The organism is Bradyrhizobium sp. STM 3562 (assembly GCF_045571435.1).
Classification (GTDB): Bacteria; Pseudomonadota; Alphaproteobacteria; order Rhizobiales; family Xanthobacteraceae; genus Bradyrhizobium.
The window spans coordinates 949,310-972,301 of sequence record NZ_CP120694.1; the positions used below are offsets into that span (position 1 = coordinate 949,310).

Consider the following 22,992-nt stretch of genomic DNA (forward strand, 5'->3'; position numbering starts at 1 on the left):
GGCGGAAGGGCGGAGTTGGTTCAGATTTCCGCCCTATGATGGAGGGCAGCAAATTTAATAAAAAGACGAGGCAATCGATGTCGGTACGGTTGAAGATCTTCTCGGCGATGCAGCAGATTGCCGAAGAGCAAAAGGTCACGCTCCCGCCGCTCCAAGACGATCTGTCGCTGCACGAGACGGGCTTTGACTCGCTGGCGTTCGCGATCCTGGTGGCGAGGCTCGAGGACGAGCTCGGTGTCGATCCGTTTACCCTGGCCGAGGATGCGGCCTTCCCGCTGACGATCGGCGATTTCGTGCGGGCCTACGAAAATGTCCCCGCGTGAGCTCTTCGCGCTTCGCGACTATCTGAGCCCCGAATTGCCGGGCCGCACGATCTCGGACGCGCGGCACAGCGTGTCCTTGAGCGGCATTCTTCAGCAGACCTGCCTCATCGACCGCTGGCGCGAGCTGTCGGGACGTTCGGTGTTGCTCTCGACATCTAGCCAATTGTTGGCCGCGCTCGCGATGATCGAGCTCGATGGGGTGGCGCGGCGCCTGCTACTGTGTCCGCCCGATCTGAAGGACGATCACATTCAAGCCCTGATCAACGACGCCGGTATCGACGCCATCGTCACCGATCAGCCGCTGCGCTGGTCGGATGCTGGGGTTTACCTGATCGTCGGCGCGTGTCTGCCCGAACGGGCGCAGACAAAGCCAAGGACGGAGCGGGCAACCGAATGGCTGATGCTCACCTCGGGCACCTCGGGCGTGCCGAAGATCGTCGGTCACACGCTGGAGGGATTGACCGGCGCGATCGGCACCGACGCGCCTGCGCGCGGCGACGGTGCGGTGTGGGCGACGTTCTACGACATCCGCCGCTATGGCGGCTTGCAGATCTTCCTGCGCGCCGTGATCGGCGGCGGATCGATGGTGCTGTCCGAGCCGGGCGAACCGCTGGCCGATCATGTGGCGCGGCTTTCCGCGCGCGGCGTCACGCATATTTCGGGCACGCCCTCGCATTGGCGCAAGCTCCTGATGAGCGGGGTGGCATCGAACTTCTCCCCGCGCTATGTCCGCCTGTCCGGCGAGATCGCCGACCAGGCGGTGCTCGATGGCCTGGCCCAGGCTTTTCCGAACGCTTCCATCGGCCACGCCTATGCCTCGACCGAAGCCGGTGTCGGATTTGCCGTGAATGACGGGCGCGCGGGCTTTCCCGCGGGTCTGATCGGGCAGAATCGCGACGGCGTGGAGATGAAGGTCGTCGACGGCTCGCTTCGCATTCGCTCCAAGCGGACCGCGCATGCCTATATCGGCACGAACGCCGCGGCGCTGACCGACGCGGACGGCTTTGTCGACACGGGCGACATGGTGGAGCTGCGCGGCGACCGCTACTATTTTGTCGGCCGGCGTGGCGGCATCATCAATATCGGCGGCTTGAAGGTTCATCCTGAAGAGATCGAAGCCGTGATCAACCGGCACACCGACGTGCGGATGTCGCGCGCGCGCTCACGCAAGAGCCCCATCACCGGTGCCATCGTGGTGGCCGACGTCGTGCTCTCCGAAGGCACCGATGCCAGCCGCAGCGAAGCCATCGCCAAGGAAATTCTCGCCCTCTGCCGGGCTGCGCTGCCCGCGCACAAGGTGCCGGCCATGGTCCGTTTCGTCGAGCAGCTCGACGTTACGCCGGCCGGAAAGCTGGCGCGTGCCGATGCGTAATGTTCTCGTCACCGGCGGCAGCCGCGGCATCGGGCTTGCGATTGCGCGCAGGCTCGCGCCCATCGGCTACAATGTCATCACGGTGGCCCGGCGCGAGGGCGACGAGCTGCGTGCCGCGATCCGCGAGCTCGGCGAAGACCGCCTTCACTTCAGGGCCTTCGACCTCAGCGAGATCAACGCGATCCAGTCCTTCGTCAAGTCGCTGCGCGACGAGTTCGGCCCGGTTTACGGCCTCGTCAACAATGCGGGAGTTGGCACCGAGGGGCTTTTGGCCACCATGCACAATTCCGAAATCGAGGCGCTGATCCGCCTCAACGTCCTCTCGCCGGTCGTTCTCACCAAATACGTCGTCCGGCACATGATGGCCGACGGCGCCGGGCGCATCGTCAACATCTCCTCCATCATCGCATCCACTGGCTACAACGGCCTCTCCGTCTATGGCGCGACCAAAGCGGCGGCCAGCGGCTTCACGCGCTCCCTGGCAAGAGAGGTCGGCAAGCTCGGCATCACCGTGAACGCGATCGCGCCCGGCTTCATCGACACCGAATTGACGCAGACCCTTTCCGATGAGGGCCGCAAGCGGATCGTCGGCCGCAGCGCGCTGCGCCGCTTGCCCGAGGCCGACGACGTCGCGTCCATGGTGGAATATCTGCTCGGCGACGGCGGTCGCAACATCACCGGCACCGTGCTGACGGTGGACGCCGGCAATACCGCGTGACTAGGCGGTCGCCGCGGGAGTCACGGCGACAGGTTGAGAGCGCGGTGTCCGGCAGGCCATCTCCGCTGCGAGCAACACGGCGGCTCTTGTCGCTCCGATCGCGGCGATGCCGCGGCCGGCGATGTCATAGGCCGTGCCGTGGGCGGGCGTGCAGATCGGAAACGGAAAGCCACCGAGTAGCGTTACGCCGCGATCGAAGCCTAGCAGCTTCATCGCGATCTGGCCCTGGTCGTGATACATCGTCAGCACCGCGTCGAACGCGCCGTCGCGTGCACGCAAGAAAACGGTATCGGCCGGAAACGGTCCTTCCGCGGCGATGCCGTCGTGCCGCGCGGTCGAGACCGCGGGCGCGATGATGTCGATCTCCTCGGCCCCGAAATTGCCGCTGTCGCCGGCATGCGGGTTCAGCCCCGCCACCGCAATCCGCGGTCGCGCAAAGCCGGCGCTGCGCATGCATTCATCGGTGAGCTTCAGCGCGCGATGGATGCGTCCGACGCTCAGGCTCGAGGCCACATCCTTGAGCGCAATATGCGAGGTGACGCGCGCGTTCCAAAGCGCCTCCAGCACGTTGAATTCGCTAGCCGGCGAGGTGAGGCCGACGACCTCGGCCGAAAAGGCGATTTCATCGTCATAGACAGGCCGCGCCAGTCGCATCGCGCGCTTGTTGAACGGCGTAAAGCAGACCGCGTCGGCGCGACCGTCGCGGGCGAGCGTGAGCGCATGGCGGTAGTTCTCGAGCGCGAAGGCGCCGCCCGCCTCGCTGGCCACCGCGCGCGTGATGTGTGTAGGGTCAAGATGGGCCAGATCGATGAACAGGTGCTCGTCGTCCGTGGCGTGGACCTCAGTGCCGGGCGCAATCGTCTTGAGCTCAGGCTTGATGCCGGCGATCCGCGCGCCTTCGTCGAATACGCGACGGTCGCCGATCACCACCAGGCGGGCTTGCGAGCGTACCTCGTCGAGCGCCACCAGCTTTGCCGTCAGCTCCGGGCTGATGCCGGCGGGATCGCCCATTGCGAGCGCGATGATGGGACGGTGGCGTGCCTGGCTCATATGACCCTCACTTTTTCGTGCCGCGCCTCGGCGTCGCCGCGCAGCAGGCGCAGCACTTGCAACAGGAGCGGCAGCAGCAACAGCGCGATGCCGGCGATGACAAGGCTCGTCACCAGCCGGTTATCGAAGAAGATCTCAAGCGAGCCCTTCGACATCAGCATGGATTGCCGGAATGCATCCTCGGCCTTGTCGCCGATCACGATCGCGAGCACCAGCGGTGCCAATGGATAAGAGAGCTTCTTGAAGAGATAGCCGACCACGCCGAAGCCGAGCATCAGCACGATGTCGAGATAGGAGTTCGAGACCGAATAGGCGCCGACCGCGCAGATGATCACGATCAGCGGCGCGATGATGACGAAGGGAATCCGCATCAATGCCGCGAAGACGGGCACGGTAAGCAGCACCAGCGCCACCGCGACGATGTTGCCGACATACATCGAGGCGATCAGGCCCCAGACGAAGTCCTTCTGATCGACAAAGAGCATCGGTCCTGGATTGAGGCCCCAGATCATCAAGCCGCCCATCATGACGGCGGCGGTGGCCGAGCCGGGGATGCCGAGCGAGAGCATCGGCAGCAGCGCGCTGGTGCCGGCGGCATGGTCGGCGGTTTCCGGCGCGATGATGCCTTCGACCTCGCCGCTGCCGAAGCGCTGGCCACGGCGCGAGAAGCGTTTGGCAATCCCATAGCTCATGAAGGAGGCGGCGGTCGGGCCGCCCGGGGTGATGCCCATCCAGCAGCCGATCGCGGCGCTGCGCAGCAGCGCGGTGGCATGCTTCGGCAGCCGGGCGACAGCGCGGATCACCTCCAGCCAATCGATTTTCGAGGAAACGGCGCGGGCGTGAATTTCCTCCTCCACCGCGATCAGGAGCTCGCCGATGCCGAACAGGCCCATGACCGCGACCACGAAACTCACGCCCTTCACCAGCTCGTCGACGCCCATGGTGAGCCGCACGCTGCCGGAGACCGTGTCTATGCCGATCGCGGCGATGGCAAAGCCGATCGCGAGCGCCACCACCGTCTTCATCGGCGCCGCGCCGCCCATGCCGACGAAGCTGGCGAAGGCGAGGAAATAGACCGCGAAATATTCCGCCGGTCCAAAGGCGAGCGCGACCTGCGCCACCCAGGAGGCAAGAAAGGTGATCAGGATCACGCCGATCAGCGCGCCGAACGCGGCCGAGCCGAAGGCGGTGGCGAGCGCGGTGGTCGGCCGTCCTTCGCGCGCCATCGGATAGCCGTCGAAGGTGGTGGCGACCGAGGACGGCTCACCGGGAATGTTGAACAGGATCGAGGTCACGGAGCCGCCGAACAGCGCGCCCCAATACATGCTGGAGAGCAGGATGATCGCCGAGACCGGCTGCATGCCGAAGGTCAGCGGCAGCAGCAGCGATACGCCGTTCGGCGCGCCAAGTCCCGGCAGCACGCCGACGAGAATGCCAAGCAGCACGCCGACCACCATCAGCACCAGATGCTGTGCGCTGAGCGCGATGGCAAAGCCGTGCAGCAGCGCCTGAAGGTTTTCCATCGCCTGGCCTCCTAGTAGCCGAGCGCCGCGGCGAGCTCGCCATGCGGCAGACTCACTTGGAACATGCGCTCGAACACGATGTAGAGCGCGACCGGTGTCGCCACCGCGATGATCAGTGAGCGCGCGAGCGATTGGTGTTTTGGCAGCGCCAGCACCCCAAAAATGTAACCGGCCGAGGCGACATACATCCCGGCCAGCGGAATGGCGCCGACGAAGATCGCCGCGGGCACGAACAGTCCCGCGATGCGGCGCAAATCGGCGCGGGACACCGCGATGCCTGCGGCGAGCCAGCCGCGCGCAAGATTGTAGAGGCTGCCGGCGAGGATGATCACGCCGGTGAGGAAGGGAAAGGTGCCGGGATCGACGCCGGCCTCGCCCCAGCCGATGCCGTTGTCGAGGCTGGAGATGATGACCGCAAGCCCGAAGCTTCCGGTCAGCACCGCCGTCAACACTTCAAGCATGCGCCGCGATATCATGATGGTCACCGATGCAGTGTGGGAAAGGGCGCGCGCGAGGCCGCGCGGTTAGGTCACTTGACCAGCCAGCCCTGCTCGGCGGCGACCTGCTTCACGTGTTCGAGATCCTGCTTGATGAAAGCGTCGAAGGCTTCCCCGGTGAGGAACGTGTTCACCTGCGAAGTCTTCTCGATGTAGTCCTTCCATTCCGGCGTCGCCTGCACCTTCTTCATGAGCTCGACATAGTATGTAGCCTGTTCGCTCGTGATCTTGCCGGGCAGCCACACGGTGCGCGGCTGCTCATATTGCGGGATCGCAAGGCCCTGCTCGACGCAGGTCGGCACATCGCTCCAGCCTTCGCTCGCCGTGACCTTCGCTCCCTCCGGCAGCCGTTTCGGACTGAAGGCGCAAAGCGGACGCTGGGTGCCGCCGCGCCATTGGCCGACGCTTTCGCTGGGATTGTTGACATGGGAATCGATATGGCCGCCCGCGAGCTGCACGGCAGCCTCCGCGCCGCTCTTGAAAGGGATGTAGGTGAGCTTGACGTGGCCGACCTTCTCGATCATCCGCGTCAGCACCTCGTCGGTGTCCTTCGACTGCGCGCCGCCCATTTTGAAAGCGCCCGAGGCGGCCGCCTTCAGGTAATCGCCGACGGTCTTGTAGGGCGCGTCCTGCTTCACCCACAGCAGGAACTCATCCTGCGCCATCGCCGCGACCGGCGTGAGATCGGTGTAGTTGAACGCGACCTTTGAGACCAGCGGCTGCTGCCAGGCATTGGATGTGCCGAAGATCACCTTGTAGGGGTCGCCGGCGGAGGCCTTGCCGTAGACATAACCTTCCGCGCCGCTGCCGCCGCCCTTGTTGACGACGACGACCGGCTGATCGGTCAGCTTGTATTTGGTGACGATGCTCTGCACCGCGCGGGCGAGATTGTCGGTGCCGCCACCGGGCCCGGCGGTGGCGACGAACTCGATCGGCTTCTGCGGCTGCCACGCGGCCTGCGCCGGCATCGCGCCGACAAGCACGCACGTACCCGCGGACAGCAAGAATCCTGATGTGATCTTCATGGTTTCCTCCAGCTTTTGTTTTTGTTGGTTGGTCGCCGATCTTACGTCATGCGACCTGTTGACCTGCTTTGGGAACGTCTTCCGCGGCGAACACGGCGCCCTCCCGTTCGAAGGCCTCGATCTGCGCGTGGTCGAAGCCGTATTCGCGCAAGACCTCGCGGGTGTGCTCGCCGTAAACGGGGGCGCCGCTGCGGACCTTGCCTGGTGTCTCCGAGAATTTCACCGGCAGGCCAATGGTTTTGACCGGCCCGAGCGTCGAATGATCGACCTCCACCACCATGTCGCGCGCCAGCGTCTGCGGGTCGGAAAGCGCCTGCAGCATGTCGTTGACGGGGCCGCAGGGCACGCCTTTTTCTTCCAGGGCGGCGAGCCAATGGTCGCGCGTCTGCTTACGAAAACGCCGGCTCAGCTCCGCCTCCAGCTCTTTCAGATTGGCCATGCGGTCGGAGCCGTTGACGAAGCGCGGGTCGGCGGCGAGCTCCGGCGCGCCGAGCGCATCCAGCATCAGCAGCCAGTTCTTCTTGTTGGCGCCGCCGACAACCAGCCAGCCGTCCGAGGCCTCGAATGCCTGGTAGGGCGCATTGAGCGGATGGGCCGAGCCCATCGCGCGCGGCGCGGTATCAGTGGCGAGCGCGATGGTCGATTGCCAATAGGTCTGCACCAGCGCCGCTTCGAACAGGGATGTCTCGACCCATTGTCCCTCGCCGGTCTTCAAGCGATGCGCATAGGCCGCGAGAATGCCCATGGCCGCGAGCAGGCCGGCGGTGATGTCCGACAGCGGCGGACCGCATTTGACCGGCGGGCCGTCCGGCCGTTCGCCGGTAAAGCTCATGATGCCGCTCATCGCCTGCGCGACGAGATCGAAGCCGCGGCGATGCTTGTACGGGCCGGTGCGGCCAAAGCCCGACAGCGAGCAATAGATCAGCGCGGGAAAATCCTTGTGCAAGGCGTCGTAGCCGAAGCCGAGCCGCTCCATGGCGCCGGGCGCGAAATTCTCCACCAGCACGTCGGCGCCGGCGATCAGCCGCCGCAAAATCGTCTTGCCGCCGTCGGTCTTGAGATCGAGCACAATGCCGCGCTTGTTGCGGTTCATCATCAGGAAGGAGGCGGCCTCCTCGCCGATCTTCGGCGGCACGGAATGGCGCGTGTCGTCGCCGTTCGGCCATTTCTCGATCTTGATGACCTCCGCGCCCATGTCGGCGAGCATCAGCGTGCAGGTTGGCCCCGCCATCACATGGGTGAGATCGATCACCTTGAGGCCGGCGAGCGGCCCGGCGGCGCGCGGCTGGGTCTCCGCGGCGGACATCGGCTTGTTCATCTTGCTAAGGCGCCTCTCTTCTTGTTTTGGAAATTTTGAATGCAAAATCGCAATTTATCAAGCCTGAACCCTCGATATTTTGGCTAATGTCAGCTATTTTGAATGCAAAATTGGCTAAAGGCACCATGCTGCACACTGAGGTCGTCGGCGCCATCCGCGCGATGCTGCTCGAGGGAGAGATTCCGCCGGGGGCGCGCATTCCCGAGCGCGAGCTCTGCGAGAGGCTGCAGATCTCGCGCACGCCGCTGCGGGAGGCGCTGAAGGTGCTGGCGGTCGACGGCTTGGTGCAGCTCCTGCCCAACCGCGGCGCGCGCGCGGCAAAGCTCACGGATAAGGACCTGCGCGATTTGTTCGAAGTCTGCCAGGGTCTGGAGGCGCTCGCCGGTGAACTCGCCTGCGAACGCATCGGCGATGTGCAGGTCGCCGCGATCGAAGCCGCCCATATCGAGATGGCGCGACATCATCGCGAGGGCGACCTCGCGGGCTATTATCGCTGCAACCGTTTCATCCACGAAGCGATCGTCGCGGCCGCGGACAATCCGGTGCTATCGGGGCTCTATGAGTCGGTGACCGCGCGCATCCGCCGCGCGCGCTATGTCACGCCGATGACGCCGGAGCGCTGGGCGCTGGCGATGCAGGAGCACGACGCCATTCTCAACACGCTGAAGCGGCGCGATGGATTCGGGCTCGCCCACATCCTGCATACGCATCTTCGTCACAAGCGCGAGGAGGTCATTCGGGCCGGCTTTGCCGAGGACGGCCGGATGAACGGGATTGATCGCTAGTGCTGTGTCTCTGACATCTGATTCACTCGGTGTCATTCCGGGGCTCGCGAACCGAGAAGCCTGAATCTCGCGCCACAACTTCTGGATTCCGGGTTCAGTCCTGCGGGCTGCCCGGCAATGACGGAATGGATTGTCAGAGTCACAACACTAGGGATGCCTTACTCCCGCACATCGCGGTTGGCTCGCGTCGGTTCGCTGCACGCGCGCTGCGCCTGAGAGGATCTTCGGCTGATTGGAATCAATTCATCCCCCGCGCATTTGGTGCTATGGTCAATCACGAGATCGGTTCCAGCCTTACGTCAATCGATCTGCCCTTTCTGACGAAGGGAGCTGACCATGGTCACTTCGCGTTCAGGTTCGTCGTACATGGGCTCGGCGCCCGCCGAACGTCAGCAGAAGAAACCTGCGCTCGCCAATTCCGGACCCCAATGCGGCCCGATGACGCAACAGGGCACCATGGCTGCGCACAGCCATGACATGCATCCGCAAGGGTTCTTGCGGCTGATCGGCGTTCACGAACCGGGGCAGAAGAAGCAAGACGTCGCGCGGCGCTTGCACGCCTGAATGTTACCGAAATTCATGTCCCGTGCTTCGGCAGGTCGACACGTTCGCGGCAAAACTCCGGCGGCCCGTCGATCAGCCTGCGGATGCGTCGCTCGCGTTCCTCCGGCGGCAGCGAGGGATCCAGAAGCTCGGTGATTTGCTTGACCGCAAACGCCTCGATCTCACGGGAGTTGCGGTGTGGACCGTACCCCGCAACCGGCGCCACCTTCAGCCCCAGCTCCACCAATTGACGGATGGCTTCCGAGCGCACGGTCTGGTGGGCCTCCGCCCAGGCGTCGATCGCCGCGGTGAGCCTTTGGGATAATCTGACCGCGCTGGTGGCGTCGCGGCCCGCGCGCACCGCATGACTTGTATCGGTCTTGCTCTTGCTTGATTTGGCCACACCCGACATCCGACGGCGAGGCGCCGGTCTCCCTTCGTGTCCACGGTATGTGCTTTCACGCCCGCCGCATTTGACGCTGATCAAAGGCGGCGCGCGATCTTGTCGTGCCGAGCCAACCATATTATGCGCAAGCGCGCGGGAAGCGGGCCGATCGAGGTGGCGGGTGCAATTCATCAAGACCTTTCAGCTTTACGATTTTTTCGACACCCTGGTGAGCCTGCTGGGCGCCTTCGTATTCGGTACGCTGATCGGCGCCGAGCGCCAGTACCGGCAGAGGAGCGCCGGGCTGCGGACCAACGTGCTTGTCTGCGTCGGCGCCGCCGCCTTTGTCGATCTTGGCAATCGCCTGACCGGCGCCGAGGGCAGCGTGCGGGTGATCGCCTACGTCGTCTCCGGCATCGGATTCCTGGGCGCCGGCGCGATCATGAAGGAAGGCGCCAACATTCGCGGTCTTAACACGGCGGCGACCTTGTGGGCCTGCGCCGCCGTGGGGGCTTTTGCGGGTGCGGACATGCTGGCGCAGTCCGCCGCGCTCACGGTTTTCGTGCTGGCCGGCAACACGCTGCTGCGGCCGCTGGTGAACGCGATCGATCGCATCCCGCTGCATGAAAAGTCGTCGGAAGCCAATTATGAAATCATTGTGACGACCAATGCCGAGCGCGCGGCCGAGATACGGGAAGCACTGGGCGAAAGGCTGGAGGCCGCAAGCTATCCGATCAGGGAAACCAAGGTCGTGTATCGCTCCGATGACAATGTCGAGGTGGCCGCCGAGCTGGCCACCCTCGCGGCCGAGCCGGACGAGCTCGACGCCATCATCGCCGATCTTTCAAGGATAGCGGGCGTCAGCCACGCGACCTGGAATGTGAGCGCGATGGAGTAGGGCGCCTGAGGCCCGTCATTGCGAGCGCAAGCGAAGCAATCCAGAATCTCGCCGCGGCGGCAGTCTGGATTGCTTGGTCGCTTTTGCTTCTCGCAATGACGCGCGCCGGGGCGGTCAATGCCGCGTGTAGATCTCGTAGAACGTGATCAGGATCTCGAACGCAATCAGAAACACGACGATGATTTCCAACCGCAGCGCGCGCTTGGTGTCGATGATGTCGGAGAGCGTGGTCGCGGTATCGGCGATCACCTCGAGCTTGCGATTCATGGTCTCGGCGCGCTCGCTGAGCTCATATTCGTCCTCCAGCCGCGCATAGAGGCGTTCGAGATCAGGACGATCCCACAGCACGTCGGGCTTGTCGCTCACGGCGACGCGGCCGGAGAGCCGGTGCTGGACGAGAAGGGCGTTGCCCAGAAGCTTGAGCAGGGCGGTACGGTTGCGTGACGTGCGTCCCTCCCCCCCGAGCTCGCGGGCAAAGGGCTCGATGGTGTCGAACACGTTGGCGACCTGCCTTTCGTCGCGCGCCAGCACGACGCTCTTGGCCAGCGCATCGGCAACCACCAGCAGCCGCTCCACCGACAATTCCCGCACCAGGATCGGACCGCCGACGGGAATTGGCTCGTCGCCCTCCTTGGCCACCTGAATTTTCGCCCACTCGTCTTCATACGGCGCGATCTTGCCGAAGGTGCGCGTTTCCAGCTTGCCCAGAAACTCCGCTTCCTGATCGGCGGTCAATCCGACGAACACCACGACGCCATAGCGAAACACCACGGCAAAGCCATTCGAGCCGACCCGCACGGCCAAGGGCGCGGTGGACAGAAGTTGTCCCTCGAAACCGGCGGTATTGATGCGATCGCCGATCTGCAGCGCGTGCGCCGAGACCTGGTCCGTGGTGGGAGCGGTGGAAACGGAATCTGCCATGAGCCTCGCCGAAGGGATCGAGAACTGAACAACGTGTCGCCCGCTATCTTCCTTTCAATTATAGCAATGGTAAATGGAGGTGATCGAGAGGGCGGCGCGTCGTTTGATGCGGCGGATTTCGCCCCAAGCCACTGCACTTGACTGAAACCAATTCAGGACCCGCACGTATCTGCCGGCAATCGTGCCCCAGCATTGCGCCAATCCCATGACCCCAGGCGGCAGCGACAGCTTCTATGGCGCTATTCCAGTGTTTCGCGGCTTTGAGCGGCTGATGGAGCCGTCCCTGTATTCGCCGTTGCCTGACGACTGGACGGTTGGCGTTGCCGATATCGTCAATTCGACCCAGGCGATTGCGGCCAAGCGCTACAAGGCGGTGAACATGGCGGGCGCCGCCGTGATCGCGGCGGTGACCAACGCGCTGGAGGGCCGCGAATTCCCCTTCGTGTTCGGCGGCGATGGCGCAAGCTTTGCCGTGGCGCCGGACGATCTGCCGCTCGCGCGGCAGGCGCTGGCTGCGACAGCGACGTGGGTGAAGGAGGACCTTGGCCTTCAGATGCGCATCGCGCTGGTCCCGCTCAGCGCCATCCGCGGCTTGGGACTCGATGTGCGTGTCGCCCGGTTCGGGCCGTCGCCGAATCTGTCCTATGCGATGTTTTCCGGCGGCGGGCTCGCTTTCGCGGAAGCGGCGATGAAGCGTGGCGAGTTTGCCGTGACGCCTGCAGCGCCCGGCAGCCACCCCGACCTGTCGGGCCTGTCATGCCGTTTCGAAGAAATTCCGACCTCGCACGGTCTCATTCTGTCCGTGCTGGTCGTGCCGGCGCGCGCCGCCGATCCGGCCGCCTTCCGCAAGGTGATCGAGGATGTACTTAAGGCCGTTCATCGCAGTCCTCAGGCGGGACGGCCGGTACCGGCGGACGGCCCGGCGCTGCGCTGGCCACCGGCGGGCCTTGAGTACGAGGCACGCGCCTGGCGCGGCGGCTCGCTTGCGAAGCGGCGTGCGCTCGCTCTTGCGCGTACGCTGTTCGTCTACGCCGTGATGCGATTCGGCCTCAAGATCGGCGGCTTCGTGCCGAAGCTCTATCTGCAGCAGGTGGTGGAAAATTCCGACTTCCGCAAATATGACGACGGGCTGCGCATGGTCATCGATTGCACGGAAGAACTGGCAGTCGCTCTGACGCAGAGCCTGGCCGCGGCGGCGGCGGAAGGCATCGTGCGTTACGGCCTGCATCGGCAGGATGCGGCCATGATGACCTGCTTCACGCACAAGGCCGCGCGCAGCGACCATGTGCATTTCATCGATGGCGCGCGTGGCGGCTATGCGTCCGCGGCGACGGCGCTGAAGGCGATGTGAGGCCGAGCCTTTCAACCCAGCCCGTCATTGCGACGCCGGAGGTTGCGCGCGCGTGCTGTCGATTCGGTTGTCTCGAGGATTGGTTTCGTTCAGCGCGCGCGGGTCCAGGTCTCGCCGCCGCAGAGCGCGCCGACGCAGCCTTCGACGCTTAGCGAATCGGGCCCTGTCAGGGAGACATGGCTCGCATACATATTGCCGTCATCGGCATTGTAGATCTGGCCGGCCCAGCGATTGGGACCGGACGGCTCCATTCCGGAGAACAGCGGCAGCCCGATCATCGGACGCTTGGCGAGCGAGGGATTGGGATTCTTGCTGTCGGTGGCAGGTTTTCCGGTCGTGGAATCGACGGGCTCACGCAGCCAGACGATGACGCCGCAGAGTCCTTCGCCGCATTTGCTGACCCGCACCTTGGCGTCGCCTGCCTGCGTCAGCCAGACCCCGCTTGGCTCGAGTGCCTGCGCCTGAGCGGCCTCGGCGGAGAAGAGGCCCGCGAAAACCATGCCGATGACGGCCGCTCTGCAAATCATGGAAACTCCCCCTGAAAAAAGCAGGACTGAATAGCAACAAATTGGATTCGTGCAATGGGTTCGTCTGCGCAGCGATGAGCGTCAGCGCCGTGACGTCAGGCGCTCGTTGCCCTGCGATCTTTTGCCCCAGCATTGCTGGCATGCATTGTGTTCGGTCCGTCTCACCAGGGCAGCCCGCAAAGATCGATCGTGCCCTGCCGAAGCTTGCGGCGGAGATCGTAGACGTACGGCGCGATCGCGGTGAAACGAATCCGCCCGCTTGGCTGCTCGGCAAAGATCTCGCCCTCAAACGGCGTCCAGCCGCGCGCCGCGTAGAACGGCACGTTCTTCGGCTCGCAAAACAGCAGCGCGAAATCTGTGGAGGCTTCGTCCTTCAGGGTACGGATCGCCGCGTTCAGCGCGATCGTCGCATAGCCGCGGCCGCGCTGGTCTTCCCGGGTCAAGACCCCGCCGATACCGCCGGCGCGCAGCTTGCGCCCATTCCAGGTCACGTCGCGACGATGGATGCCGACATGGCAGATGACGTCGTCCAATTCATCTCTGACCAATACCCGAAGCTCGGCATGGGCGAAGGCAATGCCTGCCCAGGGCAGCGTCGCAACGACGTGCGGCGGCCACACTGCTTCGAACAGCGGCTTGGCGTCCTTCCACGAGGCGTCCCCATTCACAATATCGATTTCGATGCTCATATGGCGTGCAAATCCTGGCGAGGAGCGGCCTGCGGGATTGGACCGGCTGCCACTCTTCGTCCGACAGACAATTATCCGACATACCGTCAATTTGTTCGAGGGCGGCGAGCCACGCCCGCCCGCGATTTTCGAATTTGGGATGTTCGAAATTGCGGTGTTTTACCCCGCTGGAACCTTCTATAAGAGGTCCCGTTAGAACCAGTCCCCCACTATGTTGGACATCACCCATGACCTTTACGCTTCCCCCTCTGCCTTATGCCTATGACGCCCTTGGGCCCCACATGTCGAAGGAAACGCTGGAGTACCACCACGACAAGCATCATCAGGCCTATGTCACCAACGGCAACAACGCGATCAAGGGGACCGAATTCGAAGGCAAATCCCTCGAAGAGATCGTGAAAGGCTCGTACGGCAAGAACGCTGCCGTCTTCAACAATGCTGGTCAGCATTTCAACCACATCCATTTCTGGAAATGGATGAAGCCGAGTGGCGGCGGTAGCAAATTGCCCGGTCGCCTCGAAAAGAAGATCAACGAGGACCTCGGCGGGTTCGAGAAGTTCAAGACCGACTTCGCCGCCGCCGGCGTTGCCCAATTCGGCTCCGGCTGGTGCTGGCTGCAGGTCAAGAACGGCAAGCTCGAAATCTCCAAGACACCCAACGGCGAGAATCCGCTGGTGCATGGCGCGACCCCGATCCTCGGCTGCGACGTCTGGGAGCACTCCTACTACATCGACTATCGCAACCGCCGGCCGGACTATCTCAAGGCGTTCCTGGATCACCTCGTGAACTGGGACTACGTCGACGAATTGTTCGGGAAGGCTTGATCATTGGTCTTCGTCATTCCGGGGCGATGCATCTGAGAATCTCGAGATTCCGGGCTCGCCTCGGAGGCTGTCATCGGGCCGCGCGTCGCGCGGACCCGTTGGAGGCGCCCCGGAATGACGGGCTGGGCTCGGCATCAACCGGCCCCGCTTTTATCTGGATGCTCTCGCGGGCCTGCATCGCTCGGCGTTTGCCAAGGCCGTGATTCCTTAACGGAAACGGGATCGTGATGGACAGGGGTGGTGTTATAATATAACATTACCGAATGGTTCCCGCCGACGAGTTCCACAGCCACCGGCATGATCACGGGCATATGCATGCCCACGCCCATGGGCCGGCATTGCCGCATCCTGCGCAGGCGGCGCCCTGGTCGATCCTGCGCATGGCTGTGCCCGCGCGGCTTGCCGCGGCGTTGGTCCTCATTGCCGCCCTGTGGGCGGTGGTCTGGATGGCGATGAGGTGAGCATGCCGGCGCTGCTGACCTTCCGCGACGTCACGCTCGGCTATGACCGCCACCCGGCGGTGCACCATCTCACTGGTGAGGTCGGCTCGGGCGCGCTGCTTGCGGTGGTCGGCCCCAATGGGGCCGGCAAGTCGACGCTGTTTCGTGGGGTTGTCGGCGTCCTCAAGCCGCTGTCGGGTTCGATCTCGCTGTCCGGCCTTCATGCGCGTGACATCGCCTATTTGCCGCAGGTCGCGGAAATCGACCGCAGCTTTCCGATTTCGGTGTTCGATTTCGTGGGCACCGGGCTGTGGCGCGTCACCGGCTTTTTCAGCGGCATCGGCAAGGGCGGGCGCGGGAAAATCGCGCAGGCGCTCGCGGCCGTCGGTCTTAACGGTTTCGAGAACCGCACCATCGGCACGCTCTCCGGCGGGCAGATGCAGCGCATGCTGTTCGCACGTGTGCTGTTGCAGGATTCGGCGCTGATCGTGCTGGACGAGCCCTTCAATGCCGTCGATGCCAGGACCTCGGCCGATCTGCTTGCGCTGTGCAAGCGCTGGCATGGCGAGGGACGCACGGTGATCGCGGCGCTCCACGATATGGATCTGGTGCGGGCGCATTTTCCGCAAACGCTCTTGCTCGCGCGCGAGCCTGTCGCCTGGGGCGCGACCTCAGAGGTGCTGACGGCCGAAAACCTGCTGCAGGCGCGGCACATGTGCGAAGCCTTCGACGAACGCGCGGCCGCCTGCGCCGCCGATTCACAGCCGCGGGCGGCCTGACGTGTCGGTTTATGCCGCGCTGGTCGCGCCGTTTACCGAGTTCGAGTTCATGCGCCGCGCGCTTGCGGCGATCATTGCGCTGTCGCTTGCCGGCGCCCCCATCGGCGTGTTCCTGATGCTGCGGCGGATGAGCCTGGTCGGCGACGCCATGGCGCATGCGATCCTCCCTGGAGCCGCGATCGGCTTTCTGCTGTCCGGCCTCAATCTGTTCGCGATGACCACGGGCGGGCTGATCGCCGGCTTTACGGTCGCGATCCTCGCCGGGCTGGTGTCGCGGACGACCGGGCTCAAGGAGGACGCCTCGCTTGCGACCTTCTATCTCGCTTCGCTCGCGCTCGGCGTCAGCATCGTTTCCATCAAGGGCTCCAATATCGATCTGTTGCACGTGCTGTTCGGCAACATCCTCGCGATGGACGACCAGACGCTGCTGGTGATCGCGGCCAATGCAACGATCACGCTGATCGTGCTCGCGGTGATCTATCGTCCCCTGGTGATCGAGAGCGTCGATCCTCTGTTCCTGCGGACGGTGAGCCGGGCCGGCGCGCCGGCGCATCTGCTGTTTCTGGCGCTGGTGGTCATCAATCTCGTCAACGGCTTCCAGGCGCTCGGCACCCTGCTTGCGGTCGGCCTGATGATTTTGCCCGCGGGCATCGCGCGGTTCTGGGCGCGCGATATTACCGGCCTGATCTGTATCGCGGTTATCAGCGCGCTGATATCAGGCTATGCCGGGCTGGTGCTGTCGTTTCAGACCCGGCTGCCGTCGGGGCCGGCGATCATTCTGGTGGCCGCGGGGCTCTATGTTGCCTCGGTGCTGTTCGGCCCTGTCGGCGGGCTGCTGCGGCAACTGTTTCCCGGCCGTCATTTGGAGGCGTGATGCGGCGTTTATGCATTTGGTTGATGGCGATGGTGGTTGCGCTCAGCGCAGCGCCATTGCGCGCGCAAGACCGCCTCAAGGTCGTGGCGAGCTTCTCGATCCTCGCCGACTTCGTCCGCAATGTCGGCGGCGACCGCGTCGACGTGGCGACACTGGTCGGCGCCAATGGCGATGTCCATGTCTATACGCCGGCGCCGACCGATGCGAGGAAGGTCGCCGATGCGCGGCTCGTCATCGTCAACGGGCTCGGCCTGGAGGGTTGGCTGCCGCGGCTCTTGCAATCGTCCGGCAGCAAGGCGGCTACCGTCACGGCGACCGAGGACATCAGCCCGCTCAAGCTGGGCTCGCAAGTCGATCCGCATGCCTGGCAATCCGTCCAAAACGCCAAGACCTATGTCGAAAACATCCGCGATGCGCTGGTCGAGGCTGACGCCGCGGACGCCGATTATTTTCGCACGCATGCGCAGGCCTATCTGGCCGAGCTCGACGGGCTCGACCGCGAGGTGCGCGCGGCAATCGACAAGATCCCGCCCGAGCGGCGCAAGGTGATCTCCACCCATGACGCCTTCGCCTACTTCTCGAGGGATTACGGCATCGCGTTCATCGCGCCGCTCGGCGTCTCCACTGAATCCGAGCCGAGCGCGCGCGATATCGCCACCATCATCGCCCAGGTTAAAAAGGATCAAATCCCGGCCGTCTTCCTGGAGAATATCAGTGACGACCGGCTGATGCGGCGGATCTCGCAGGAGACCGGGGCCAAGATCGGCGGGACCCTCTATTCCGACAGTTTGACCGATGAAAACGGCCCTGTTCCCACTTACATTGCCCTGGTCAGGCACAATATAAAGGCCCTGACCAGCGCGCTTGCCCCTTGAGGGGCGGGGGCCTCCCTGCCGCCGGCGGCGCCGCAATGCCAGTTCCCTAGGACACTCTGAGGTTTTCGCAAGTATGTCTGAAACGACGTCAGAAAAGATCCCCGTGACCGTGCTGACCGGCTATCTCGGCGCCGGCAAGACCACGCTGCTCAACCGCATCCTGTCGGAAAACCACGGCAAGAAATACGCCGTCATCGTCAACGAATTCGGCGAGATCGGCATCGACAACGACCTCATCATCGGCGCCGATGAGGAAGTGTTCGAGATGAACAATGGCTGCATCTGCTGCACCGTGCGCGGCGATCTCGTGCGCATCATGAGCGGCTTGATGAAGCGCCGCGGCAAGTTCGACGCCATCATCGTCGAGACCACGGGCCTTGCCGATCCGGCGCCGGTGGCGCAGACCTTCTTCGTCGATGAGGACGTGCAGAGCAACGCACGGCTGGACGCGGTGGTTACAGTGGCCGACGCCAAATGGCTGTCCGACCGGTTGAAGGATGCGCCCGAGGCCAAGAACCAGATCGCCTTTGCCGACGTGATCGTGCTCAACAAGACCGACCTCGTGACCAGGCCTGAGCTCGCCGAAGTCGAGGCGCGCATCCGCGGCATCAATCCTTACGCGAAATTGCACCGCACCGAGCGCTGCAAGGTCGCGCTGTCGGATGTGCTGGAGCGCGGTGCCTTCGATCTCGACCGCATCCTCGACATCGAGCCGGATTTCCTGGAGGCCGACGAGCATGATCATGATCACGACCATGATCATCACCACCATGACGGCCATGATCACCATCATCACCACCACGATCACGATCATGGCCTGAAGCACTATCACGACGAGGAGATGCAATCCTTATCGCTTCGCACCGACAAGCCGCTCGATCCGACGGTGTTCATGCCCTGGCTGCAGAACCTGGTTCAGCTCGAGGGGCAGAAGATCCTGCGCTCGAAGGGCATCCTTTCGTTCAAGGGCGATGACGACCGCTACGTCTTCCAGGGCGTGCACATGATGCTGGAAGGCGATCACCAGCGGAAGTGGAACGAGGGCGAGACGCGCGAGAGCCGCCTCGTCTTCATTGGTCGTGAATTGCCGGAAAAGGCCATTCGCGAAGGCTTCGAAGCCTGCATCGCCTCGTGATGAGCGCGGACCAGGCCTCCATCGCGTCGGTCACCGAGCGGGTCCGCCCGGTCGCGATCGGCGCGCCTGTCGCATCGCTCCATTTTCTCGGCGACCGCGCGGCGTTCGTGTGCGGCGAGGAGAATGTCGCGCTGGTGGACCGGCAGGGCGAGATCGCCAAGGTCGCGGTCCATGGCGGCGGCATCCTGAGCGCCGCTTCCGACGGCGAGCGCATCGTCATGGGCGGCGATGACGGCAAGGTGGTTGCTCTCGATGCCAAGGGCGAGGTCGTAACGCTGGCGACCGATCCCAAGCGGCGCTGGATCGACAATGTCGCGCTGCATGCCGACGGCACGATCGCCTGGTCGGCGGGCAAGACGGCGTTCATTCGCAGCCCCAAGGGCGAAGAGAAATCGTTGGAGGTGCCCTCCACCGTCGGCGGGCTCGCCTTCGCGCCGAAGGGGCTTCGGCTCGCGATCGCCCATTACGGCGGCGCGACGCTGTGGTTTCCCAACATGGCGGCGACACCGGAATTCCTGGCCTGGGCGGGATCGCATCTTGCCGTCACCTTCAGTCCGGACAACAAGTTTCTGGTCACCGCGATGCATGAGCCGGCGCTGCATGGCTGGCGCCTGTCGGACAACCGCCACATGCGCATGACCGGCTATCCGGCGCGCGTCAAATCGATGTCGTGGAGCGCGGACGGCAAGCTCCTGGCGACCTCGGGCGCCGACACCGTCATCGTGTGGCCGTTCGCCGGCAAGGACGGCCCGATGGGCAAGGGGCCCGCGATGCTCGCGCCCCTGCAGGCGCGGGTCGCCGCCGTCGCCTGTCATCCAAGGGATGGCGTGCTTGCGGCCGGCTACAGCGACGGCACCATCCTGATGGTGCGGCTGGACGACGGCGCGGAAATCCTGGTGCGCCGGAACGGCGCGCCGGCCGTCTCGGCGCTCGCATGGAACGCAAAGGGCACGTGGCTCGCCTTCGCCGACGAAGAGGGGAATGGCGGCATGCTGGAGCTCTGATCATGATCTGGAAAAGCGTGTAGCGGTTTTCCGAAAAGATCATGCTCGCTCAAAGAGCTAAAGCGCAATGACGCTTCAACCCCATGTCATCGCGCTTTAGGTTCCGTCCAGTTTCAGCGCGGAACATTGGCCTCCACCGGTCGTTGATCTCGCCGGATCCTCTTGCAGGTCGAGCGCGATGCCAACAGACGAGCGGAAACGCGAGATCAACCGACATCTGGCCCTTGCCGCGGCCCTGGTTGCGGCGGGCGTGGTGATGTCGGGCCTCTCGCTTGCTGAAATCGTGGCGCGCGGCCCGCAACAGTTCGCCGAGAGCACGCCGGGCACGCCGCCGCTGCAAGGTACGCCCGCGCCTGAGCAGAGCAGCAAGCCGGCCGAGCCAAAGCCCGGCGGCACACGGCCCACGACACCGGCGCCCGAGCCCGCGCGCCCCGATGCGCAGGCCCAGAAGGAAGGCGCCAAGCCCGTGCTGCCGCCCGCGCCGGCGGAGAAGGTGGCGCCGCCGATCAATCCGTCAGAGAAGGCGAAGTAGGGACATCCCTCTCGCGCGCGACGTCAGAAGACCCGTCACAAGTTCGATGTCATCGCCCGGCTTGACCGGGCGATCCAGTACGCCGTGTTCTCTCGGTTCATTGGTCTCTCTGGAATACTGGATCGTCCGCTTTCGCGGATGATGATGGAGGAGCGTGTGGACGCACCCAGAACAGCGTCACATTTATGACGCGGGTACGACATCCGCGCCAGATTCCGTCGTCGGCTGCCTCCTTTACGACCTCGCCAGTCGTGCGCGACCCATTCATAATCCGCGCATCGCGATTGACAGGGGTAAGCTCATGAAGATCGAGGACATCAGGCGCAGCGCCTATTCCATGCCGCTCACCAACCCGTCGTTTCCGCCGGGGCCCTATCGCTTCTTCAACCGGGAATATTTCGTCATCACCTATCGCACCGACGCGGAAGCGCTCCAAGCGGTGGTGCCGGAGCCGCTCGAGGTCGCAAAGTCGCTGGTCAATTACGAGTTCATCCGCATGCCCGACTCCACCGGTTTCGGCGACTACACCGAGACCGGGCAGGTGATCCCGGTGCGCTTCAAGGGCGAGGAGGGCGTCTATGTCCACTCGATGTATCTGGACGACGAGGGCCCGATCGCCGGCGGACGCGAGCTCTGGGGTTTTCCGAAAAAGCTGGCGCGGCCCAAGATCGAGGTGGAGAGCGACGTGCTGGTCGGCACGCTGCATTACGGCTCGGTGCTCTGCGCCTCAGGCACCATGGGCTACAAGCACCGCCCCGTCGACCACGAGACGGTGCTGAAGGGGATGAGGGTGCCGAACTTCATTTTGAAGATCATTCCCCACGTCGACGGCACTGCGCGGGTCTGCGAACTCGCGCGCTATTATCTCGAGGAGATCACGTTGAAGGAGGCCTGGACCGGTCCCGCCGCGCTCGGCCTGTTTCCGCACGCGCTGGCCGACGTCGCGCGGCTGCCGGTGCGCGAGGTCGTCTCGGCGCTGCATTTCAAGGCGGACCTGACGCTCGGACTTGGGACTGTCGCGTTCGATTATCTCGCGAAGTAGCGCGCGGTCATTCCGGGGCGGTGCGAAAGCGCCGAACCCGGAATCTCGTGCCCCAAACCTCGAGATCCCGGGTCTGCGCGCCTTTGGCGCGCATCCCGGGATGACACCTTCGGGGTCAACGCACCAGCACGTTCCGGAACTGCCAGGGGTCGCTGCCGTCGATGTCCTCCGGGAACAGGCCGGGCCGGTCGGTCAGCGGCGTCCAGTCGGTGTAAAAACCTTTCACCGGGCCGAGATAGGGCCGCTGGATCTGCAGGCAGCGGTGGAAATCCATCTCGTCCGCCTCGACGATGCCGGCGTTCGGGTTTTCGAGCGCCCACACCATGCCGGCGAGCACGGCGGAAGAAACCTGCAGGCCGGTGGCGTTCTGGTAGGGCGCGATGCGGCGCGTCTCCTCGATCGAGAGCTGCGAGCCGTACCAATAGGCGTTCTTGGCATGGCCGTAGAGCAGCACGCCGAGCTCGTCGATGCCGTCCTCGATCTCGTTCTCGTCCAGGATGTGCCACTTCGGCTGCATCTTGCCGGCGGCGCCGAAAATCTCGTGCAGCGACAGCACCGCATCGTTCGCGGGGTGATAGGCGTAGTGGCAGGTCGGCCGGTACACCACCTTCTGTCCGTCGCGCACCGTGAAGTAGTCCGCGATCGAGATCGACTCGTTGTGGGTGACCAGAAAGCCATATTGCGCGCCGGGGGTCGGGCACCAGGAGCGCACGCGGGTGTTGGCGCCGGGCTGCTGCAGGTAGATGGCCGCCCCACAGCCATAGGCATGAGTGGCGCCGTTCTCCGGCATCCACGTCTCATGCGTGCCCCAGCCGAGCTCGGCCGGCTGCAGGCCCTCGGAGACGAAGCCTTCCACCGACCAGGTGTTGACGAACACATTCATCGGCTTCGGCTTCTTGGAACGCTGGGTGTCGCGCTCGGCGATATGGATGCCCTTCACTCCGAGCTTTTGCGCAAGCAGGCCCCAGCCTTCGCGGCTCTTCGGCTCGGTGAGCTCGACGCCGGTGTCGCGCGCGATGTCGAGCAGCGCCTGCTTCACGAACCAGGACACCATGCCGGGATTGGCGCCGCAGGTGGAGACCGCGGTCACACCGCCCGGGCTCTTGCGGCGCGCCTCCAGCAGCGTCTCGCGCAGCGCGTAGTTGGAGCGCTTTTCCACGCCCATGCTCTTGTCGAAATAGAAGCCGGCCCAGGGCTCGACGACGGTGTCGATATAGAGCGCGCCGATCTCCCGGCACAGTGTCATGATATCGACTGAGGACGTGTCGACCGAGAGGTTCACGCAAAAGCCCTGACCGCCGCCTTCGGTGAGCAGCGGCACCAGGAACTCGCGATAATTGTCGCGGGTCACCGCCTGCTTGATGAAGCGCACGCCATGCTTTTTGGCGAGCTCGCCGTCCTCATGCGGATCGATGATGACGAAGCGGGACTTGTCGTAATCGAAATGCCGTTCGATCAGGGGCAGCGTGCCTTTGCCGATCGAGCCGAAGCCGATCATGACGATGGGGCCGGAAATCTTGGCGTGGATCTGCTGGGGTGGGCTCATGGGCTTTCGTTTCTCC

The 22,992-nt window shown here is 64.3% G+C and carries 26 protein-coding genes; 16 read left to right on the forward strand and 10 right to left on the reverse strand.

Annotation, left to right across the window (positions count from 1 at the left end):
- Window positions 1-77: 77 nt before the first annotated feature.
- The 3 genes from P6U23_RS04435 to P6U23_RS04445 are packed head-to-tail and all read left to right on the forward strand — an operon-like array spanning window position 78 to window position 2,413.
- The gene (locus P6U23_RS04435; protein ID WP_407181322.1) at window positions 78-323 is read left to right on the forward strand and encodes an acyl carrier protein; all 246 of its coding nucleotides are present in this window, start codon (window positions 78-80) and stop codon (window positions 321-323) included.
- Window positions 310-1,695, forward strand: a complete 1,386-nt coding sequence (locus tag P6U23_RS04440) for a class I adenylate-forming enzyme family protein (protein WP_407178376.1) — start codon at window positions 310-312, stop codon at window positions 1,693-1,695. Before P6U23_RS04435 ends, P6U23_RS04440 begins: the two co-directional genes overlap by 14 nt.
- A complete protein-coding gene (locus P6U23_RS04445; protein ID WP_407178377.1) occupies window positions 1,688-2,413 on the forward strand; it encodes an SDR family NAD(P)-dependent oxidoreductase in 726 nt (241 codons plus the stop codon). The genes P6U23_RS04440 and P6U23_RS04445 overlap by 8 nt, the downstream gene beginning before the upstream one ends.
- Here P6U23_RS04445 and P6U23_RS04450 read toward each other — a convergent pair whose 3' ends face one another.
- From P6U23_RS04450 to P6U23_RS04470, 5 genes are all read right to left on the reverse strand, one after another.
- On the reverse strand, window positions 2,414-3,463 hold the full coding sequence (locus tag P6U23_RS04450; RefSeq protein WP_407178378.1) for a 4-hydroxythreonine-4-phosphate dehydrogenase PdxA: 1,050 nt from the start codon (window positions 3,461-3,463) through the stop codon (window positions 2,414-2,416).
- Window positions 3,460-4,986, reverse strand: coding sequence for a tripartite tricarboxylate transporter permease (locus P6U23_RS04455; RefSeq protein ID WP_407178379.1), 1,527 nt, complete (start codon window positions 4,984-4,986; stop codon window positions 3,460-3,462). Before P6U23_RS04455 ends, P6U23_RS04450 begins: the two co-directional genes overlap by 4 nt.
- A gap of 11 nt (window positions 4,987-4,997) precedes the next feature.
- Entirely contained in the window at window positions 4,998-5,447 is a 450-nt protein-coding gene (locus P6U23_RS04460; protein WP_407178380.1) for a tripartite tricarboxylate transporter TctB family protein, read from the reverse strand.
- Window positions 5,448-5,515: 68 nt separating this feature from the next.
- The gene (locus P6U23_RS04465) at window positions 5,516-6,508 is read right to left on the reverse strand and encodes a Bug family tripartite tricarboxylate transporter substrate binding protein (RefSeq protein ID WP_407178381.1); all 993 of its coding nucleotides are present in this window, start codon (window positions 6,506-6,508) and stop codon (window positions 5,516-5,518) included.
- A 46-nt stretch (window positions 6,509-6,554) separates the two neighbouring features.
- Window positions 6,555-7,826, reverse strand: a complete 1,272-nt coding sequence (locus P6U23_RS04470; RefSeq protein ID WP_407178382.1) for a CaiB/BaiF CoA transferase family protein — start codon at window positions 7,824-7,826, stop codon at window positions 6,555-6,557.
- Between the two features lie 125 nt (window positions 7,827-7,951).
- Here P6U23_RS04470 and P6U23_RS04475 point away from each other — a divergent pair, with 125 nt between their 5' ends.
- Both P6U23_RS04475 and P6U23_RS04480 read left to right on the forward strand, forming a co-directional pair.
- Window positions 7,952-8,611: a GntR family transcriptional regulator gene (locus P6U23_RS04475; protein WP_407178383.1), complete on the forward strand. Its 660-nt coding sequence runs from the start codon at window positions 7,952-7,954 to the stop codon at window positions 8,609-8,611.
- Between the two features lie 336 nt (window positions 8,612-8,947).
- Window positions 8,948-9,175, forward strand: a complete 228-nt coding sequence (locus tag P6U23_RS04480) for a hypothetical protein (protein WP_407178384.1) — start codon at window positions 8,948-8,950, stop codon at window positions 9,173-9,175.
- A gap of 13 nt (window positions 9,176-9,188) precedes the next feature.
- Here P6U23_RS04480 and P6U23_RS04485 read toward each other — a convergent pair whose 3' ends face one another.
- The gene (locus tag P6U23_RS04485; protein ID WP_407178385.1) at window positions 9,189-9,566 is read right to left on the reverse strand and encodes a hypothetical protein; all 378 of its coding nucleotides are present in this window, start codon (window positions 9,564-9,566) and stop codon (window positions 9,189-9,191) included.
- Window positions 9,567-9,720: 154 nt separating this feature from the next.
- On the opposite strand from P6U23_RS04485, the gene P6U23_RS04490 reads away from it, so the two are divergent.
- Complete coding sequence (locus P6U23_RS04490) at window positions 9,721-10,437, forward strand: MgtC/SapB family protein (RefSeq protein WP_407178386.1); 717 nt, start codon at window positions 9,721-9,723, stop codon at window positions 10,435-10,437.
- Between the two features lie 114 nt (window positions 10,438-10,551).
- On the opposite strand, the gene P6U23_RS04495 is transcribed toward P6U23_RS04490, so the two are convergent.
- Window positions 10,552-11,358 carry an RMD1 family protein gene (locus P6U23_RS04495; RefSeq protein WP_407178387.1) on the reverse strand — a complete coding sequence of 269 codons (807 nt, stop codon included), beginning with the start codon at window positions 11,356-11,358 and terminating at the stop codon, window positions 10,552-10,554.
- A 205-nt stretch (window positions 11,359-11,563) separates the two neighbouring features.
- Between P6U23_RS04495 and P6U23_RS04500 the strand changes: the two genes are divergently transcribed.
- On the forward strand, window positions 11,564-12,709 hold the full coding sequence (locus tag P6U23_RS04500; protein WP_407178388.1) for a DUF3095 domain-containing protein: 1,146 nt from the start codon (window positions 11,564-11,566) through the stop codon (window positions 12,707-12,709).
- Between the two features lie 89 nt (window positions 12,710-12,798).
- Here P6U23_RS04500 and P6U23_RS04505 read toward each other — a convergent pair whose 3' ends face one another.
- Both P6U23_RS04505 and P6U23_RS04510 read right to left on the reverse strand, forming a co-directional pair.
- A complete protein-coding gene (locus tag P6U23_RS04505) occupies window positions 12,799-13,236 on the reverse strand; it encodes a DUF2147 domain-containing protein (RefSeq protein WP_407178389.1) in 438 nt (145 codons plus the stop codon).
- Between the two features lie 161 nt (window positions 13,237-13,397).
- Window positions 13,398-13,925, reverse strand: a complete 528-nt coding sequence (locus P6U23_RS04510; RefSeq protein WP_407178390.1) for a GNAT family N-acetyltransferase — start codon at window positions 13,923-13,925, stop codon at window positions 13,398-13,400.
- Window positions 13,926-14,152: 227 nt separating this feature from the next.
- On the opposite strand from P6U23_RS04510, the gene P6U23_RS04515 reads away from it, so the two are divergent.
- From P6U23_RS04515 to P6U23_RS04555, 9 genes are all read left to right on the forward strand, one after another.
- On the forward strand, window positions 14,153-14,749 hold the full coding sequence (locus P6U23_RS04515; RefSeq protein WP_407178391.1) for a superoxide dismutase: 597 nt from the start codon (window positions 14,153-14,155) through the stop codon (window positions 14,747-14,749).
- A gap of 263 nt (window positions 14,750-15,012) precedes the next feature.
- On the forward strand, window positions 15,013-15,210 hold the full coding sequence (locus tag P6U23_RS04520) for a hypothetical protein (RefSeq protein WP_407178392.1): 198 nt from the start codon (window positions 15,013-15,015) through the stop codon (window positions 15,208-15,210).
- 2 nt (window positions 15,211-15,212) lie between these two features.
- The gene (locus P6U23_RS04525) at window positions 15,213-15,968 is read left to right on the forward strand and encodes a metal ABC transporter ATP-binding protein (protein ID WP_407178393.1); all 756 of its coding nucleotides are present in this window, start codon (window positions 15,213-15,215) and stop codon (window positions 15,966-15,968) included.
- Window positions 15,969-16,017: 49 nt separating this feature from the next.
- Window positions 16,018-16,842 carry a metal ABC transporter permease gene (locus P6U23_RS04530; RefSeq protein ID WP_407181323.1) on the forward strand — a complete coding sequence of 275 codons (825 nt, stop codon included), beginning with the start codon at window positions 16,018-16,020 and terminating at the stop codon, window positions 16,840-16,842.
- The gene (locus P6U23_RS04535) at window positions 16,842-17,717 is read left to right on the forward strand and encodes a metal ABC transporter substrate-binding protein (RefSeq protein ID WP_407178394.1); all 876 of its coding nucleotides are present in this window, start codon (window positions 16,842-16,844) and stop codon (window positions 17,715-17,717) included. Before P6U23_RS04530 ends, P6U23_RS04535 begins: the two co-directional genes overlap by 1 nt.
- Window positions 17,718-17,790: 73 nt before the next feature.
- The gene (locus tag P6U23_RS04540) at window positions 17,791-18,852 is read left to right on the forward strand and encodes a CobW family GTP-binding protein (RefSeq protein ID WP_407178395.1); all 1,062 of its coding nucleotides are present in this window, start codon (window positions 17,791-17,793) and stop codon (window positions 18,850-18,852) included.
- On the forward strand, window positions 18,852-19,856 hold the full coding sequence (locus P6U23_RS04545) for a WD40 repeat domain-containing protein (RefSeq protein ID WP_407178396.1): 1,005 nt from the start codon (window positions 18,852-18,854) through the stop codon (window positions 19,854-19,856). Before P6U23_RS04540 ends, P6U23_RS04545 begins: the two co-directional genes overlap by 1 nt.
- Window positions 19,857-20,034: 178 nt before the next feature.
- Entirely contained in the window at window positions 20,035-20,388 is a 354-nt protein-coding gene (locus tag P6U23_RS04550) for a hypothetical protein (protein ID WP_407178397.1), read from the forward strand.
- Between the two features lie 301 nt (window positions 20,389-20,689).
- Window positions 20,690-21,430, forward strand: a complete 741-nt coding sequence (locus tag P6U23_RS04555) for an acetoacetate decarboxylase (protein WP_407178398.1) — start codon at window positions 20,690-20,692, stop codon at window positions 21,428-21,430.
- A 115-nt stretch (window positions 21,431-21,545) separates the two neighbouring features.
- On the opposite strand, the gene P6U23_RS04560 is transcribed toward P6U23_RS04555, so the two are convergent.
- A complete protein-coding gene (locus P6U23_RS04560) occupies window positions 21,546-22,976 on the reverse strand; it encodes a homospermidine synthase (protein WP_407178399.1) in 1,431 nt (476 codons plus the stop codon).
- Window positions 22,977-22,992: the final 16 nt, after the last annotated feature.

Excerpts from the sequence above, each read along its gene's own strand:
- P6U23_RS04540 (WP_407178395.1), top strand. The coding sequence starts at position 17,791 with ATGTCTGAAACGACGTCAGAAAAGATCCCCGTGACCGTGCTGACCGGC.
- P6U23_RS04455 (WP_407178379.1), bottom strand. The coding sequence starts at position 4,986 with ATGGAAAACCTTCAGGCGCTGCTGCACGGCTTTGCCATCGCGCTCAGC.
- P6U23_RS04435 (WP_407181322.1), top strand. The coding sequence starts at position 78 with ATGTCGGTACGGTTGAAGATCTTCTCGGCGATGCAGCAGATTGCCGAA.
- P6U23_RS04480 (WP_407178384.1), top strand. The coding sequence starts at position 8,948 with ATGGTCACTTCGCGTTCAGGTTCGTCGTACATGGGCTCGGCGCCCGCC.
- P6U23_RS04500 (WP_407178388.1), top strand. The coding sequence starts at position 11,564 with ATGACCCCAGGCGGCAGCGACAGCTTCTATGGCGCTATTCCAGTGTTT.
- P6U23_RS04520 (WP_407178392.1), top strand. The coding sequence starts at position 15,013 with ATGGTTCCCGCCGACGAGTTCCACAGCCACCGGCATGATCACGGGCAT.
- P6U23_RS04560 (WP_407178399.1), bottom strand. The coding sequence starts at position 22,976 with ATGAGCCCACCCCAGCAGATCCACGCCAAGATTTCCGGCCCCATCGTC.
- P6U23_RS04465 (WP_407178381.1), bottom strand. The coding sequence starts at position 6,508 with ATGAAGATCACATCAGGATTCTTGCTGTCCGCGGGTACGTGCGTGCTT.
- P6U23_RS04440 (WP_407178376.1), top strand. The coding sequence starts at position 310 with ATGTCCCCGCGTGAGCTCTTCGCGCTTCGCGACTATCTGAGCCCCGAA.
- P6U23_RS04445 (WP_407178377.1), top strand. The coding sequence starts at position 1,688 with ATGCGTAATGTTCTCGTCACCGGCGGCAGCCGCGGCATCGGGCTTGCG.
- P6U23_RS04470 (WP_407178382.1), bottom strand. The coding sequence starts at position 7,826 with ATGAACAAGCCGATGTCCGCCGCGGAGACCCAGCCGCGCGCCGCCGGG.
- P6U23_RS04545 (WP_407178396.1), top strand. The coding sequence starts at position 18,852 with ATGAGCGCGGACCAGGCCTCCATCGCGTCGGTCACCGAGCGGGTCCGC.
- P6U23_RS04535 (WP_407178394.1), top strand. The coding sequence starts at position 16,842 with ATGCGGCGTTTATGCATTTGGTTGATGGCGATGGTGGTTGCGCTCAGC.
- P6U23_RS04550 (WP_407178397.1), top strand. The coding sequence starts at position 20,035 with ATGCCAACAGACGAGCGGAAACGCGAGATCAACCGACATCTGGCCCTT.
- P6U23_RS04485 (WP_407178385.1), bottom strand. The coding sequence starts at position 9,566 with ATGTCGGGTGTGGCCAAATCAAGCAAGAGCAAGACCGATACAAGTCAT.
- P6U23_RS04510 (WP_407178390.1), bottom strand. The coding sequence starts at position 13,925 with ATGAGCATCGAAATCGATATTGTGAATGGGGACGCCTCGTGGAAGGAC.
- P6U23_RS04555 (WP_407178398.1), top strand. The coding sequence starts at position 20,690 with ATGAAGATCGAGGACATCAGGCGCAGCGCCTATTCCATGCCGCTCACC.
- P6U23_RS04475 (WP_407178383.1), top strand. The coding sequence starts at position 7,952 with ATGCTGCACACTGAGGTCGTCGGCGCCATCCGCGCGATGCTGCTCGAG.
- P6U23_RS04495 (WP_407178387.1), bottom strand. The coding sequence starts at position 11,358 with ATGGCAGATTCCGTTTCCACCGCTCCCACCACGGACCAGGTCTCGGCG.
- P6U23_RS04505 (WP_407178389.1), bottom strand. The coding sequence starts at position 13,236 with ATGATTTGCAGAGCGGCCGTCATCGGCATGGTTTTCGCGGGCCTCTTC.
- P6U23_RS04515 (WP_407178391.1), top strand. The coding sequence starts at position 14,153 with ATGACCTTTACGCTTCCCCCTCTGCCTTATGCCTATGACGCCCTTGGG.
- P6U23_RS04450 (WP_407178378.1), bottom strand. The coding sequence starts at position 3,463 with ATGAGCCAGGCACGCCACCGTCCCATCATCGCGCTCGCAATGGGCGAT.
- P6U23_RS04530 (WP_407181323.1), top strand. The coding sequence starts at position 16,018 with ATGCGCCGCGCGCTTGCGGCGATCATTGCGCTGTCGCTTGCCGGCGCC.
- P6U23_RS04460 (WP_407178380.1), bottom strand. The coding sequence starts at position 5,447 with ATGCTTGAAGTGTTGACGGCGGTGCTGACCGGAAGCTTCGGGCTTGCG.
- P6U23_RS04525 (WP_407178393.1), top strand. The coding sequence starts at position 15,213 with ATGCCGGCGCTGCTGACCTTCCGCGACGTCACGCTCGGCTATGACCGC.